Origin of the sequence: Cupriavidus sp. USMAHM13 (assembly GCF_001854285.1) — a bacterium.
Lineage (GTDB): Bacteria > Pseudomonadota > Gammaproteobacteria > Burkholderiales > Burkholderiaceae > Cupriavidus > Cupriavidus malaysiensis.
On sequence record NZ_CP017752.1, the window covers coordinates 1,851,746 to 1,865,552 of the forward strand.

Here is a 13,807-nt window from a genome sequence, read left to right on the forward strand (position 1 = left end):
CTTGGGTTCGTGCCGGCTCAGCGCGCCGGCGAGGAGGTCTTGGCCTTGTTCCTGCGTTTGCGGCGGCGCTTGCCGGGCTGGCCGCTGCCGGCCACCGGGTCCGCCGGGGCCGTGCCGGGGCGGGCCCCGGCGCGCTGGCGCGGGCGGCCCATCAGCATCGGCTGGAAGAACACCGCGCCCGCCAGCGTGCAGGCCAGCGCCAGCGCCAGCAGCTTGCCCATGCTGGACGTGCCGGGGTGGCTCGACAGCCACAGGCTGCCGAAGGCGGTGGCGGTGGTGGCGGCGCTGAACAGCACAGCGTGCGTCAGGCTGGATTGCAGCAGGTGGGTCTTGCCCGCCCGCCAGGCGATCACATAGTAGATCTTGAAAGCCACGCCGATGCCGAGCAGCAGCGGCAGCGCGATCACGTTGGCGAAGTTCAGCGCGATGCCGAACGCCACGCACATCTCCAGCGTTACCACGGCCGACACCAGCAGCGGCACCAGGGTGCGCAGCACGTCGCCGACGCGGCGCAGGGCGATCCACAGCAGCACGGTGATCGACAGCACGGCCCAGATGCCGGCGTGGGCGAAGGCCGTCATGATGGTGTCGGCCGAGCCGCGGATCACGATCGGACCGCCGGTGGCCGCCGGCTCGACCCGCTGCACGGCTTCGATGAAGCGGCCGAGCGCCTGCTCGCGCGCGCTGTCCTGGCCGGCGCCGCCGGCAGGTGGCAGTTTCGGGCTGATGCCGACCAGGGCGCGGCCGTCGGGCGCCAGCCAGTCGCGCACCAGCGCCGGTGGCAGGCTTTGCTGGCTGACCGGCTGCGGCGACAGCGCCAGGTCCAGGCGCGCCAGTGCCAGGCGCAGCGGCAGGCTGAGCGCCTGTTCCGCGCGGTCGCGCGTGGCGGCATCGGCGGCGGCGAGCTGCCTGAGTGCCTTGCCGAGGCGTGCGGCCTCGGCCGCGCCCGGGCCCGGATGGTCCTCGGCGGCGAGCCCGAGCTGGCGCGCGGCCTGCTTCAGCGAGGCCACGCGCAGTGCGTCGGTGGCCGGCGGCGAAGAGGCCTGCCGCAGCACCGGCTGCAGATTGGCCGCGGCGGCCGCGATGGCTTCGAGCTTGGGCCCCTGGTCGGCCGGGATGAAGGTCTGCAGCGTGATCACGCGCGCCACCTCGGGCAGCGCCGACAGCTTGCCGGCGACCTGCCGGGCGGCGTCCAGCGAGGGCGCCAGCACGCTGACGTCGTCGGTGCCGGCCTGCGGCGCATCCTTCAGCGCCAGCAGCGTGGCCATCGATTCGGAGTGCGGGTCTTTCAGGTGGAGCGGGTCGAAGTCGAAGCGCAGGTGCAGCAGCAGCGGCGAGGCCAGCAGGATGGCGGCGCTGGTGGCGAGCAGCACCGGTTTGCGGTGGCGTTCGAAGAAGGCGTCGGCGGGCGCCAGCCAGCGCACCCCCGGTGCGACGCGGCCGCCCTCGGGCCGCATCAGCGAGATCAGCGCCGGCAGCAGTGTGAAGGTGCCGAGGAAGGCCACGATCATGCCGACGCCGGCGATCTTGCCCAGTTCCGCCACGCCGCGGTAGTCGGTGGGCAGGAAGCAGAAGAAGGCGGCGGCGGTGGCGGCGGCGGCCAGCGCCAGCGGCATGGCCGAGACGCGCGCGGCGCGCTCCAGCGCCGTGCCCACGTCGACGCTGTCGTCCACATGGCGCTCGGCGCGGTAGCGCACGCCGAACTGGATGCCGAAGTCCACGCCCAGGCCGACGAAGAGCACGGCGAAGGCCACCGAGATCATATTGAGCGCGCCCACCATGGCCAGGCCCAGCGCGGCGGTCATCAGCAAACCGGCGAACAGGCTGATCAGCACGGCGATGATCAGCCGCTTGGAGCGCAGTGCCATCCAAAGGATCAGGATTACCGCCAGCACGGTCAGGGCGCCGTTCAGCGCGGCCCCCTCGCTGACCGAGGCGAACTCGTCGTCGGCCAGCGGCTGCGGCCCGGTCAGCCGCACCTCGGCACCGAAGCGTTCGGCCAGGCGCAGCTTGGCCGCTGCGTCACGGATCGCCGCCGAGGCCGCGGCGCCGGCTTCCAGGTCGCTGTAGTCGAGCACCGGACTGACCGTGACGAAGCTGCGCGCGAGGCCGTCGGGGCCCGGCCGCATGTCGGCGTCGAGCAGGCCCATCCACGACAGGGCGGCCGGCTTGTGCGCCAGCACGCCCTCGACCGCGCCGGCGCCCTGGCCGAGCAGGGTGGCCATGTCGGACAGCTTGACCTGGCCGAGCTGCAGCGGCAGCGCCAGCGTGGTCGAGAGCGTATCGGAGAGGCCGCGCAGCGAAGGATCGCGCGCGAGCGCATTGAGCAGGGGCCGGGCCTCGCCCAGCTGCGCGGTGGTTTCCTTGACCGCGCCGGTATCGAGGAACAGCAGGCCGTTGCGGCCGAAGAACTCGCCGCCGCCGGGCTGGCTGACCGCATGGAAGCGTGCCGGCTGCTGGCGCAGCGCGGCGGCCAGTTCGTTGGCGGCGGCATCGGCCAGTTCGAGCGCGGGTGCCTGGACCACCGCGAGGATCATCTGCTCGCGCTGCGGGAAGGCCTTGCCGATGGCGGCATCGCGCTGGGCCCACGGCTGCCTGGATTCCAGCAGGCGGCCGATGTCGGTATTGATGGCGAAGTGCCGTGCCACGTAGACGCCGCTGAGCAAGCTCAGCAGCCCGGCCAGGACGATCACGCTCCAGGCGCGTGACGTAGAGAATTTGACGATCCGGGTGAGCAGCGACGTGAGCATGTGAGGGGTGGCGTGCAGTACGGCAGCCGGGAGTATACCCGCGTGGGGGTGGGGGAGTGCCGCTGGCGCAGTCGCAATGTGATTGCTGTGCCTCGCGGCGGGCCGGCAAGCCGCTCGGCTATACTTCTTCGTTACTGACCGGCTCAAGATCAGGTTTCCTGGCGGCGGGGCCGGCCCTGCCCGCCACCGTCACGCGGGCCTCCCGCGCCCGTCCCGGGGCTCAAGCCCAAGCCTCAAGTTCCTCGTTCCTCGTTCCTCGTTTCTAGTTTCCAGCCTCCACCTCCAGCATGAATACCCATCGCATCGTTTCCCTGATCCCGCTGGCCGCCGTCGCCGTGGTCTCCACCGTGCAGGCGCAGGCCATCGACCGCGCCACGGCCAGCCCGGACAAACTGGTGCGGGCCGCCGTCGAAGGCGTGATCACCACGATCCAGTCGAACCCCGAGACGCGCAGCGGTGACCTGGCCAAGATCACCGCGGTGGTCCAGCGCCAGTTCCTGCCGTTCACCGACTTCCAGCGTACCACCCGGCTGGCCGTCGGCGCAGCCTGGAAGGACGCCACGCCAGAGCAGCGCACGCAGCTCCACCAGCAGTTCGAAGCGCTGCTGGTGCGCAGCTATGCCGTCTCGCTGTCGCAGTTGCGCGACCAGAACGTCAAGTTCCGCTACCAGCCGGCACAGGCTGCGCAGGGACCGAACGACGTGGTGGTGCAGACGCGCGTGATGAACAACGGCGACGAGATGCAGATCGACTATCGCCTGCAGCGCACGCCCAGCGGCTGGCGCATCTACGACATCAATATGATGGGGGCCTGGCTGATCGAGGTCTACCGCAAGCAGTTCGCCGACATCGTCGCGCGCAGCGGTGTCGACGGCCTGGTCAAGTACCTGATCAACCACAACGCCAAGCAGGCCGCCGACGCCTGATCGGCGGCCGACCGCCTGCGTGGCCGGCCGCCGCGAGGCGGGCCGGCCACGGCGGTTCAGGGCAGCGGCGCCTCGCGCGCGTCGGCCGGCGCCGCCTTGGGCGCGCCACGGCGCCAGCGGTGCAGTTCCAGCCATTGCCAGGACAGCAGTGCCGGCACGCCGAAGAGGATTTCCCGCGCCCGCTTGACCAGGGCCAGCGACATCGAGGTCTGCGGGTCCACGCCCAGCATGTGGCCCAGCAGCAGCACCACGGCCTCCTGCACGCCGAGCCCGGCCGGCACGAAGAAGGCGACATGGCGCACGGCCTGGGTCAGGGCCTCGATGGCCAGCGCCTGCCACAAGGGTACCGGGTGGCCCAGCAGATGCAGCGCGAACCACACTTCCAGCGTACCCGCCAGCATGCCGGCGAACTGCCAGGCCAGGGCCCGCAGCAGCACGCCGCGGCGCTGGTTCAGCCGCCGGATCTGGGCGTCGAGGCGCGCGCCGTCGATCATCACGGCGATGCGGTGGTCCTCGCCGAAGATGCGCTTGGCCGCGCCTTCCAGCTTCTCGAAGATGGCGCTGTGGCGCAGCGAGAGCGCGAACAGCACCGGCACCGGCAGCGACAGCAGCAGGCCGGCCAGGATCACGGTGGCATGGCCGCCTGTGTCCATGGCCAGCAGCAGCATCAGCACGCCCAGCACCGAGAACAGGTATTGGGCCAGCAGCGTCACCATCACTTCGACCACCACGCTTGCCGCGACGGCCGTGGTGTCGTGCACGCGCAGGCGTGCCAGGCGGATGCCGACCAGTTCGCCGCCGATGCTGGCGGTGGGCAGCAGGCGGCCGACCGCCTCGCGCACGGCCGCGATCCACCACAGGAAACCCAGGCCGGCACGGCGGCCGGGATCGGCCGGCGCCAGCAGCACGCGCCAGCCCTGCGCATCGAGCAGCAGCGGCACGGCGTGGAAGGGCACCAGCAGCAACAGCAGCCAGCCGCCCTGCGCCAGGATGTGCGCGACGTCGCCGACACCCTGGTGTGCCACCAGGGCGGTCAGGCCGAGCAGGCCGAACAGGCCGGTGAGATAGGCAATCCGTTTCATCTTTGCTTCAGGCGGGCGCCAGGCCGCCGAACACGTCGGCAAAGCCGCCGCGCCGTGGCGCCACTTCATCCATCGCGGCACGCACGCGCGGCGACAACAGGGCCGCGAGTTCGTCGGCGTGGCGGTAGCCAGCCATCGATTGCGTGACGCGCGCACCGGACTCCACGCCCGGGTGCAGGTAGATCTCGCCCACGCCCGGCGGCAGCCGGCGCAGGGCATCGAGCAGCACCGTCTCGTCCATGCCGCCGCTGTTGGCGATGCCCACCACGTAGTCGTTGTGGGCGACACCGGCGGCGCGCAGGCGCCGGCGCAGCAGCGCCAGCCAGGGGCGCAGCAGCAGCGGTGCGCCGTTTTCCAGCGGCAGCCGCATGGCGCGCAGGCCGTAGGCGCGGCCGATGCGCAGGATCAGCGACAGCACCGTCGGGTGCAGGTGGAAATGCTTGTGCGTGTTGACATGGTCGAGCGGCAGCCCGGTGGCCGCATAGGCCTCGAACTGCGCGCGGATCTCGGCCTCCAGCTGCCGCCGCACGTGCGGCAGGAAGAAGAAACGGCAGCCGTCGCGCGCCATGGCTGAGCCGAAGCGGCCCTCGGCGTCGACCAGGTCGGGGATCGCGCTGCGCGGCAGCACCGCAGGACCGTCGGCCAGCACCACGTGCAGGCCGACGCGCAGTGCCGGCAGGCGGCGCGCCCGCGCCACCGCGTCGGCCGCCGCCGGCGCGCCCACCATCAGGCTGGCCGCGTTGAGCACGCCGTCGCGGTGCGCCAGTTCGACCGCCTCGTTGACCCCGGTGGTGAGGCCGAAGTCGTCGGCGGTGACGATCAGTGCGCGGGCGGGGTGGGCAGGCTGTTCCAGGATCAGGCCTCGTGCGAGCGCAGGAAGCGGAAGAACTCCACGCCTTCGCGCAGGCGGCGCTTCATCATGTCCCAGCTGCCCAGCATCTCGCGCACGATCTCCCAGATCTTGCTGGGGCGGAAGTAGAAGCGCTTATAGAAGGTCTCCACGCCGTGGTAGATCTCTTCCTTGCTGAGGTGCGGATAGCTGATCGCCGCGAGCTGCACGCCCTTGTCGTTGACCAGGTTGATCACCTTGTTCTCCTCCAGCCAGCCGTTCTCCACGGCCTGGTCGTACAGGCGCGTGCCGGGGTAGGGCGCGGCCAGCGACACCTGGATGGTGTGCGGGTTGATCTCCTTGGCGTACTCGATGGTCTTCTCGATGGTCTCGCGCGTCTCGCCGGGCAGGCCCAGGATGAAGGTGCCGTGGATCTGGATGCCCAGCTTGCGGCAGTCCTCGGTGAAGCGGCGCGCGATGTCGGTGCGCAGGCCCTTCTTGATGTTGTGCAGGATCTGGTCGTCGCCCGACTCGTAGCCCACCAGCAGCAGGCGCAGGCCGTTTTCCTTCATGATCTTCAGCGTGCTGTACGGCACGTTGGCCTTGGCGTTGCAGGACCAGGTCACGCCCAGCTTGCCCAGGCCGCGTGCGATCTCTTCCACGCGGGGCTTGAAGTCGGTGAAGGTGTCGTCGTCGAACATGATCTCCTTGACCTCGGGCATGTTCTCCTTGATCCACTTCACCTCGGCGATCACGTTCTCCGCCGAGCGGGTGCGGTAGCGGTGGCCACCGACGGTCTGCGGCCACAGGCAGAAGGTGCACTTCGAGCGGCAGCCGCGGCCCGTGTAGATCGACACATAGGGGTGCTTCAGGTAGCCGATGAAGTAGTTGTCGATCTTCAGGTCGCGCTTGTAGATCGGGGCGACGAAGGGCAGTTCGTCCATGTTCTCGATCATCGGGCGCGGGCCGTTGTGCTCGTGCGAGCCGTCGGCCAGCTTGTAGCTGAGGCCGAGCACGTCCTTGAGCGGCTTGCCCTGCGCGACTTCCATGCAGGTGTAGTCGAATTCCTCGCGGCAGACGAAGTCGATGGCGTCGCTGGCGCCCAGCGTGCCGCCCGGGTCCACCGCCGGCTTGGCGCCGACCATGCCGATCATCACGCCGGGCTTGCGCTTCTTCAGTTCCTCGGCGAACTTGGCGTCGGTCGGGAAGGAGGGCGTCGAGGTGTGGATGATGACGAGGTCGTAGTCGACGGCGATGTCCAGCGTCTGCTGCACGGTCAGCTCGTCGGCGGGCGCATCGAGCACGCGGCTGCCCGGGATCAGGGCCGCCGGCTGCGCCAGCCAGGTCGGGTACCAGAAGGACTTGATTTCGCGCTTGGCTTGGTAGCGCGAGCCGGCGCCGCCATCGAATCCGTCGAAGGAGGGGGCTTGCAGGAACAGTGTTTTCTTTGCGGCGGTCATAGCGGCTTGCGGGAAACGATGCCGTTTGCGGCTGGGTTGAGTTTGTCGGGTTCCGGGCGGGCGGCCTGCGCACGTGGCGCGGCCGCCGCCGTGGCGGGCCGGTCTTGGGTCGACATCACCTGGTCGCGCCAGCGCACGCGCTTGCCGGGCAGGGCGGCAGCCCATTCGGCCAGCAGCAGCATGTCGCGCAGCGGTGCCAGCAGCGCGTCGCCGGCGCTGCCGGCGAGCACGCTGCGCGCGGCCGCGCCGGCGGCGGCGATGGCCAGCACCGCCGGCAGCGGCGCCAGGGCGAGGCCCAGCGCCAGCATCGGCCAGGTGAAGGTAATGAAGGTGAAACTGAAGCCGGCCGGGTTCAGCGAGCGGATCGTGCGCAGCCAGCGCAGCTCGTGGCTCCACAGCTCGGCCAGGCGCGTCTCGGTCACGTCGGTGCCGACCACGACCTCGGACAGCACCGTGCGCAGGCCGAGCTGGCGCGCGAGTTCGCCCAGCCAGAAGTCGTCGGCCAGGCGGTCGGACAGCGCTTCGAAGCCGCCGATGGCGGCCAGCGTGCCGCGGCGCAGCGCGATGGTGGCGCCGAAGGCGAAGCGGCGCGAGCCGCCGGCATGGGCGATGCGCACCGACGGCGCGAACCAGCCATCGATGAAGCCGGCGCCCAGGCGCGACCACAGGCCGCCGACCGGGCGCCCGCGGTACAGGCAGGTGACCACGCCGACCTGCGGGTCGGCCAGCGGCGCCGCCACGCGCACCAGGTAGTCGGGCGGCACGGCGATGTCGCTGTCGGCCAGCACCAGGTCATCGTGGCGCGCGGCGGCGAACAGGTTGATCAGGTTGCTGACCTTGAGGTTGCTGCCGTGCACGCGCGGATCCACCACCAGGGCGATGTCGCAGGCGGGGAAGTCGGCGCGCAGCCGCTCGACCACGGCGATGGCCGGGTCGGCGGCGTCGCGCACGCCGAACACGATCTGGTAGCACGGATGCGTCTGGCGGCACAGGCCGGCCAGGTTCTCGTACAGGCGCGGCTCGGCGCCGCACAGCGGCTTGAGCACGCTGACCGGACGCGGCGCGGCCGGCGCCGGCCAGGCCGCGGGCGCGCGCCGGCCGGCCCAGGCGGCGGCCAGGGCATAGCCCGCCGCCACCGAGGCGAGCGCGCTGCCAAGCAGGGTCGGCCAGGCTGCCGCCATCGTCCTCAGGCGGCTTCCGCGGCCTGGTTGGCGGCTGCCTTGCCGCCCTTGGACGGCTTGGCGCGGCCGATCTCGGCCAGCTTGATCTCGACGTGGCGCGAGAACACGTACTCGGCGGGACGCTGCTTGTCGAGGGGGATGTCCGGCGCCATCGGGCCGTCGGTGCGCACGCCGCGCAGGCTCACGCCGAGCGCCTTGAGCGGGTGGGCGAAGGTGTCCGCCACCGCGGTCGCCTCGTAGCCGCTGTGCACCATGCAGTCGGCGCACTTCTCATAGTTGCCGGTGCCGTAGGCGTCCCAGTCGGTGGTCTCCATCAGTTCCTTGAAGGTCTTGACGTAGCCTTCGCCGACCAGGTAGCACGGGCGCTGCCAGCCGAACACCGTGCGTGCCGGGTTGCCCCAGGGCGTGCAGTGGTAGGTCTGGTTGCCGGCCAGGAAGTCGAGGAACATGGTCGACTGGCTGAACGACCACTTCTTGCCGCGGCCGCGGCTGAGGATGTCGCGGAACAGCTGCTTGGTCTTGCCGCGGTTCAGGAAGTGCTGCTGGTCCGGGGCGCGCTCATAGGCGTAGCCCGGCGAGACGGTGATGCCGTCCACGCCCATGGCCTTGACCGTGTCGAAGAAGGCCGCCACGCGCTCCGGCTGGGCGTCGTTGAACAGCGTGCAGTTGATGTTGACGCGGAAGCCGCGCTGCTTGGCCGCGCGGATGGCTTCGACGGCCTTGTCGTAGACGCCTTCCTGGCTGACCGAGTGATCGTGCGCCTCGCGGTCGCCGTCCAGGTGGACCGACCAGACGAAGTACGGGCTGGGCTCGTACTGGTCCATCTTCTTTTCCATCAGCAGCGCGTTCGTGCACAGGTAGACGAAGCGGCGCCGCGCGATGATGCCGCGCACGATCTCCGGCATGTCCTTGTGCAGCAGCGGCTCGCCGCCGGCGATGGAGACCACCGGCGCGCCGCACTCGTCGACCGCCTCCAGGCACTCCTGCACCGACAGGCGCTGGTTCAGGATGGGATCCGGATAGTCGATCTTGCCGCAGCCGTTGCAGGCCAGGTTGCAGCGGAACAGGGGCTCGAGCATCAGCGCCAGCGGGTAGCGCTTCTGTCCGGACAGGTGCTTGCGCACGATATAGGTGCCCACGCGGGCAACCTGCAGGAAAGGAATGGCCAAGGCGGTGTTCCTAGTTCTCAAGTGCAGTCGGCCACGCTGAGCGGGGCCGGCTGCGGTTCGGTTTGTCGGGCGGCCGCGGTGTCAGGGCGGGCGTCGGCGAGTTCGGCGGGCAGGCGGAACTCGGCGTGTTCCTCGATACCCTCCATGGTCGACACGTCGACCGGTCCCAGCCGGCGCAGCGCGGCGATCACGTCCTCCACCATCTCCTCGGGCGCGGAAGCGCCGGCACTGATGCCGACCACTGCCGCGTCTCGCACCCAGGCCGGATCCAGCTCGCTGCCTTCGGCAAGCAGGTAGCTCGGCACGCCACTCTCGGCACCGATCTCGCGCAGGCGATTGGAATTCGAGCTGTTGGTCGCGCCGACCACCAGGATCACGTCGACGTGCTTGGACAGCTCACGCACCGCACTCTGGCGGTTTTGCGTCGCATAGCAGATGTCGCGGGTGTCCGGGCCGACGATGTCGGTGAAGCGGCGCTCCAGCGCCGCGATGATACCCCGTGTATCGTCCACGCTCAGCGTCGTCTGCGTGACGTAGGCGAGCGGAGCGTCACGCGGCAGGTCCAGCGTTTCCGCCTCCGCCGCGTTCTGCACCAGGATGACCTTGCCCGGGATCTGGCCCATCGTGCCTTCCACCTCGGGGTGGCCGGCATGCCCGATCAGGATCACGGCACGGCCGCTGGCCGCGTACTGGCGGCCCTGCGTATGCACCTTGATGACCAGCGGACAGGTGGCGTCGATGGCGTGCAGTTCGCGCGTGCGCGCTTCCGCCTCGACTTGCCTGGACACCCCGTGGGCACTGAAAATGGTCACGGCGCCAGAAGGCACCGTGTCCAGTTCCTCGACGAATTTCGCGCCCTTGCGCTTCAACCCCTCGACAACCTGCTTATTGTGCACGATTTCGTGCCGCACGAACACCGGGGCGCCGTGCTTGACGAGGGCGCGGTCGACAATTTCGATGGCGCGCACCACGCCGGCACAAAAGCCCCGGGGCTGGGCAAGAATCACTTGCATACAAAAAACCCCCGACCCAAGGATGGGTGTGAAAGACAAATTAATATTGCTGTTCCGGAATCACATTTCCGTAACACGGTGGTTACTATATACCGCTGCCGGTTTCTTTGTCCGGCCGCCCTGCAGGGCAGGCCGTTGACCGGTTTGCCCGCGACACTACCGCAACAGGACTCATGACGGTAAAAAATGTAGTTTTCGTTACAGGTGCATCTGGTTTCCTCGGCTCCGCCGTGGCGCGTCAGGCACTCTCCCGCGGCTTCGAGGTGCGCGCGCTGGTACGCGCCTCGAGCCCGCGCCGCAATCTGGAAGGCCTGCCGCTGCAGGTGGTCGAAGGCGATATGCGCGATGCCCAGGCCATGGCGCGTGCGCTGGACGGGGTGCGCTACCTGTTCCACGTGGCGGCGGACTACCGGCTCTGGGCACCGGATCCCGAGGAGATCGTGCGCACCAACCTGGCAGGCACCGAGACCGTGATGCGGGCCGCCCGCGCCGCCGGGGTCGAGCGCATCATCTACACCAGCAGCGTCGCCACGCTGCGCGTGGCGGGTGCCACCGCGCCGGTGGACGAGACCGCCGGCATGCGGCCGGACGAGGCCATCGGCGCGTACAAGCGCAGCAAGGTGCTGGCCGAGCGCGCGGTCGAGCGCATGGTGGCCGAGGAGAGCCTGCCGGCCGTGATCGTCAACCCCTCCACGCCGATCGGGCCGCGCGACGTGCGCCCCACGCCCACGGGCCGCATCATCGTCGAGGCGGCCACCGGCAAGATCCCGGCCTTCGTCGATACCGGCCTGAACCTGGCCCATGTGGATGACGTGGCCGAGGGCCATATGCTGGCGCTGGAGCGGGGCCGCATCGGCGAGCGCTATATCTTGGGTGGTCAAGACGTCACATTGCAACAGATGCTGCGCGATATCGCCGGCTTGAGCGGCCGGCGCGCACCGACGGTGCAACTGCCGCGCTGGCCGCTGTACCCGCTGGCGCACGTGGCCGAGGCGGTGGCCCGCGTGACCGGCAAGGAGCCCTTCATCACCCTGGACGGGCTCGCCATGTCGCGATACCGCATGTTTTTCCGCTCGGACAAGGCCGCGCGCGAGCTGGGCTACCGCGCCCGGCCGTACCAGGAGGCCCTGCGCGACGCGCTGGACTGGTTCCGGCAGGCTGGCTATCTGGGGTAAGGCAGGCACGGCAGGGCGGGTGTGGCGGGGCTTCCGGGATCCGGGACGGTTCAGGAACGGACGGGAGCCTGCGCGCGGCCCTTCCACTGCCCGCCGCGGCGCAGCCAGTAGCGGCGCGCCGAGTCGATGGTGGCGCCCAGGTAGAACAGGGCGGTGGCGGGCAGCAGCGGTGCCAGCCAGGCCGGCTGGCGGTACTCGCGCAGCATCGGCAGGTAGGCCAGGCTCATCATCGCCCAGGCCAGCCAGGCCGGCCACAGCAGCGCGCCGGCGGCCAGGCCACCGAGCGCGAGCAGCGGCGGCGCCAGGTAGGTCAGCACCATGCCCAGGCAGGCGCCGGCCAGCATCCACGGCGAATAGTGCAACTGGGTATAGGCACTGCGGGCGATCATGTCCCACAGGCTGCGCCAGTCGTCATAGGGCCGCAGCGAGATGCTGTCGTCGGCCAGGTCCAGGCAGATCGGGCCGCCGCGCTTGATCTGCGCCGCCAGGCTGCAATCGTCGATCAGTTCGTGCCGGATGGCGGCAAAGCCGCCGATGCGCGCCAGCGCGCTGCGCCGGGCCAGCATGCAGCCGCCGGCCGCGCCCGCCACCTTGCTGCGCGGATTGCGGATGCTGGCGAAGGGGTAGAGCTTGGCGAAGAAGAAGATGAAGGCGGGCACGATGAAGCGTTCCCACCAGGAAGCGCAGCGCAGCCGCACCATCAGCGAGACGAGGTCGCGCTGCTCATGCTCGGCGCGCGCCACCAGTTCGGCCAGCACGCCCGGCCCATGGTGGATGTCGGCGTCCGTGAGCCAGATATAGCGGGCCTCGGGCGCGATCGCGTCGGCCGCCGCCAGTCCTTCGGACTGCGCCCACACCTTGCCGCTCCAGCCGGCGGGAAGGTCGCGCGCCGACACCACGGTGAGTGCGTCCGCGCGGCCGATATCGGCCGCGGCCTGGCGTGCGATGGCGGCAGTGCCGTCGTCGCTGTGGTCGTCGACCACCACCAGGCGCAGCCTGCCCGCGTAGCGCTGGCCGAGCATGCCGGCGACGGCGCGGCCGATCACGTCGGCTTCATTGCGCGCCGGCACGATGCCGATCACTTCCGGCCACAGGACGGGCCTGGGGGAGGGCGCCGGCTTGCGCACGCGCCAGAAACCGGCGCGTGCGCCCAGCAATACGCACCAGATTGCCAGCGACACCAGCGCCAGCGCAAAAGCAATCTTCAGGAACATGGAATCAACGTAGGAAACGGCGGGCAAAACGGGCCAGGCGGGGCACGGTATCCGGGCGCAGCAGGCGCGTATCATAGCCCGCCATGCGCTTCTCGTTCTCGGCCAGGCAGAGATCGATCATGGCGGCGGCCGACATGGCCTCGCCCAGCGCCGCGCTGCCGCTCATGGTGAAGCTGGCATCCCGCGCCACGCCGTCGGCGTCGATGCCGCGCGCGATGCCGATACGTTCCCAGACCAGGAAGGCCCACACCCGTGCCACCTTGAGCGCGAACAGCGGGCGGCGCCACCACGGCAGGTTGCGGCGATACCAGGCGGCCCAGTTGACGAAGAAAAGGATATGGCGCCCCTCTTCCTGGATCACCGGCTCGAAGGTCTCGACCAGTTCCGCCGGGAAGAAGCCGGAGCGCCTGGCGGCGGCGAACAGGCCGAAGGCGAAGAAGCTGTCGATGCACTCGCTGTAGCCGGTCACCAGCCAGCCCCATTCCGGATCGGCGGGCGGCGGGTAGTCGGGTTCCGGCGCGAGCGGAATGCCATAGGCCTCGACCAGCTTGGACAGCACCTCCTTGTGGCGCGCCTCCTCGCCGCCGTCCATCTCCAGCGCGCTGCGCAGCAGCGGGTGGGCCACGGTCCGGGCGAAGGTCTTGACACGGATCGAGGCGCGCCCCTCGGTCTGCACGGCGATGTCCCAGATCGGCAGGGAAGTCACGCGCTGCAGTGCCTCGGGCGTGAGCGCCGGCCATTCGATCACGGCCGGCCTGTAGGGGTTGTGGGTCTGCAGCAGCATGTTGCAGAACATGCGCAGGTGCTGCTCGGAGCCGATGCGCAGCGGACCCGGCTCCGGATCCATCCAGTTGCGCATGGCGTGGTCGGCCTGTTCGATGGCCTTGCGGGCGATGGTAGTCGCCACGGCCGCGGCCCTGTCCTCGGCGCCCGCCCGCGGTTCACGCGGCGGCGCGTCTAGAGCGTCGGACATCCTGTTCCTCGGGCAAAGAGAGAATTGCACGGGGG

The 13,807-nt window shown here is 70.1% G+C and carries 11 protein-coding genes; 2 read left to right on the top strand and 9 right to left on the bottom strand.

Annotation, left to right across the window (positions count from 1 at the left end):
- Nucleotides 1-17 precede the first annotated feature (17 nt).
- A complete protein-coding gene (locus tag BKK81_RS26430) occupies nucleotides 18-2,750 on the bottom strand; it encodes an MMPL family transporter (protein WP_083384460.1) in 2,733 nt (910 codons plus the stop codon).
- Nucleotides 2,751-3,037: 287 nt separating this feature from the next.
- Here BKK81_RS26430 and BKK81_RS26435 point away from each other — a divergent pair, with 287 nt between their 5' ends.
- Nucleotides 3,038-3,676, top strand: coding sequence for an MlaC/ttg2D family ABC transporter substrate-binding protein (locus BKK81_RS26435; RefSeq protein ID WP_071019036.1), 639 nt, complete (start codon nucleotides 3,038-3,040; stop codon nucleotides 3,674-3,676).
- A gap of 56 nt (nucleotides 3,677-3,732) precedes the next feature.
- Here the strand turns inward: BKK81_RS26435 and BKK81_RS26440 are convergent, their stop codons facing one another.
- From BKK81_RS26440 to ispH, 6 genes are read right to left on the bottom strand one after another with little or no spacing between them, the layout of a single operon-like run.
- The gene (locus BKK81_RS26440) at nucleotides 3,733-4,758 is read right to left on the bottom strand and encodes a lysylphosphatidylglycerol synthase domain-containing protein (RefSeq protein ID WP_071019037.1); all 1,026 of its coding nucleotides are present in this window, start codon (nucleotides 4,756-4,758) and stop codon (nucleotides 3,733-3,735) included.
- 7 nt (nucleotides 4,759-4,765) lie between these two features.
- Nucleotides 4,766-5,581, bottom strand: coding sequence for a hopanoid biosynthesis-associated protein HpnK (hpnK, locus tag BKK81_RS26445; RefSeq protein WP_231908243.1), 816 nt, complete (start codon nucleotides 5,579-5,581; stop codon nucleotides 4,766-4,768).
- A 32-nt stretch (nucleotides 5,582-5,613) separates the two neighbouring features.
- Nucleotides 5,614-7,047 (bottom strand): hopanoid biosynthesis associated radical SAM protein HpnJ, encoded by a 1,434-nt coding sequence (gene hpnJ / locus BKK81_RS26450; protein WP_071019041.1) that lies wholly within the window; start codon nucleotides 7,045-7,047, stop codon nucleotides 5,614-5,616.
- Complete coding sequence (hpnI, locus tag BKK81_RS26455; RefSeq protein ID WP_071019042.1) at nucleotides 7,044-8,228, bottom strand: bacteriohopanetetrol glucosamine biosynthesis glycosyltransferase HpnI; 1,185 nt, start codon at nucleotides 8,226-8,228, stop codon at nucleotides 7,044-7,046. The genes hpnJ and hpnI overlap by 4 nt, the downstream gene beginning before the upstream one ends.
- A gap of 5 nt (nucleotides 8,229-8,233) precedes the next feature.
- On the bottom strand, nucleotides 8,234-9,397 hold the full coding sequence (gene hpnH, locus BKK81_RS26460; RefSeq protein ID WP_071019044.1) for an adenosyl-hopene transferase HpnH: 1,164 nt from the start codon (nucleotides 9,395-9,397) through the stop codon (nucleotides 8,234-8,236).
- Between the two features lie 17 nt (nucleotides 9,398-9,414).
- Complete coding sequence (ispH, locus tag BKK81_RS26465; protein WP_071019046.1) at nucleotides 9,415-10,410, bottom strand: 4-hydroxy-3-methylbut-2-enyl diphosphate reductase; 996 nt, start codon at nucleotides 10,408-10,410, stop codon at nucleotides 9,415-9,417.
- Between the two features lie 173 nt (nucleotides 10,411-10,583).
- On the opposite strand from ispH, the gene hpnA reads away from it, so the two are divergent.
- Nucleotides 10,584-11,585 carry a hopanoid-associated sugar epimerase gene (hpnA, locus tag BKK81_RS26470; protein WP_071019048.1) on the top strand — a complete coding sequence of 334 codons (1,002 nt, stop codon included), beginning with the start codon at nucleotides 10,584-10,586 and terminating at the stop codon, nucleotides 11,583-11,585.
- A 50-nt stretch (nucleotides 11,586-11,635) separates the two neighbouring features.
- Here hpnA and BKK81_RS26475 read toward each other — a convergent pair whose 3' ends face one another.
- Together BKK81_RS26475 and BKK81_RS26480 are read right to left on the bottom strand one after the other, a co-directional pair.
- Nucleotides 11,636-12,799, bottom strand: a complete 1,164-nt coding sequence (locus BKK81_RS26475; protein WP_071019051.1) for a glycosyltransferase — start codon at nucleotides 12,797-12,799, stop codon at nucleotides 11,636-11,638.
- 4 nt (nucleotides 12,800-12,803) lie between these two features.
- The gene (locus BKK81_RS26480; RefSeq protein ID WP_083384461.1) at nucleotides 12,804-13,772 is read right to left on the bottom strand and encodes an aminomethyltransferase; all 969 of its coding nucleotides are present in this window, start codon (nucleotides 13,770-13,772) and stop codon (nucleotides 12,804-12,806) included.
- Between the last annotated feature and the right edge of the window lie 35 nt (nucleotides 13,773-13,807).

What these genes read in the sequence shown, in the direction of transcription:
- BKK81_RS26430 (WP_083384460.1), bottom strand. Translation starts at nt 2,750, where the DNA reads ATGCTCACGTCGCTGCTCACCCGGATCGTCAAATTCTCTACGTCACGC.
- BKK81_RS26440 (WP_071019037.1), bottom strand. Translation starts at nt 4,758, where the DNA reads ATGAAACGGATTGCCTATCTCACCGGCCTGTTCGGCCTGCTCGGCCTG.
- hpnJ (WP_071019041.1), bottom strand. Translation starts at nt 7,047, where the DNA reads ATGACCGCCGCAAAGAAAACACTGTTCCTGCAAGCCCCCTCCTTCGAC.
- ispH (WP_071019046.1), bottom strand. Translation starts at nt 10,410, where the DNA reads ATGCAAGTGATTCTTGCCCAGCCCCGGGGCTTTTGTGCCGGCGTGGTG.
- BKK81_RS26475 (WP_071019051.1), bottom strand. Translation starts at nt 12,799, where the DNA reads ATGTTCCTGAAGATTGCTTTTGCGCTGGCGCTGGTGTCGCTGGCAATC.
- BKK81_RS26480 (WP_083384461.1), bottom strand. Translation starts at nt 13,772, where the DNA reads ATGTCCGACGCTCTAGACGCGCCGCCGCGTGAACCGCGGGCGGGCGCC.
- hpnI (WP_071019042.1), bottom strand. Translation starts at nt 8,228, where the DNA reads ATGGCGGCAGCCTGGCCGACCCTGCTTGGCAGCGCGCTCGCCTCGGTG.
- BKK81_RS26435 (WP_071019036.1), top strand. Translation starts at nt 3,038, where the DNA reads ATGAATACCCATCGCATCGTTTCCCTGATCCCGCTGGCCGCCGTCGCC.
- hpnA (WP_071019048.1), top strand. Translation starts at nt 10,584, where the DNA reads ATGACGGTAAAAAATGTAGTTTTCGTTACAGGTGCATCTGGTTTCCTC.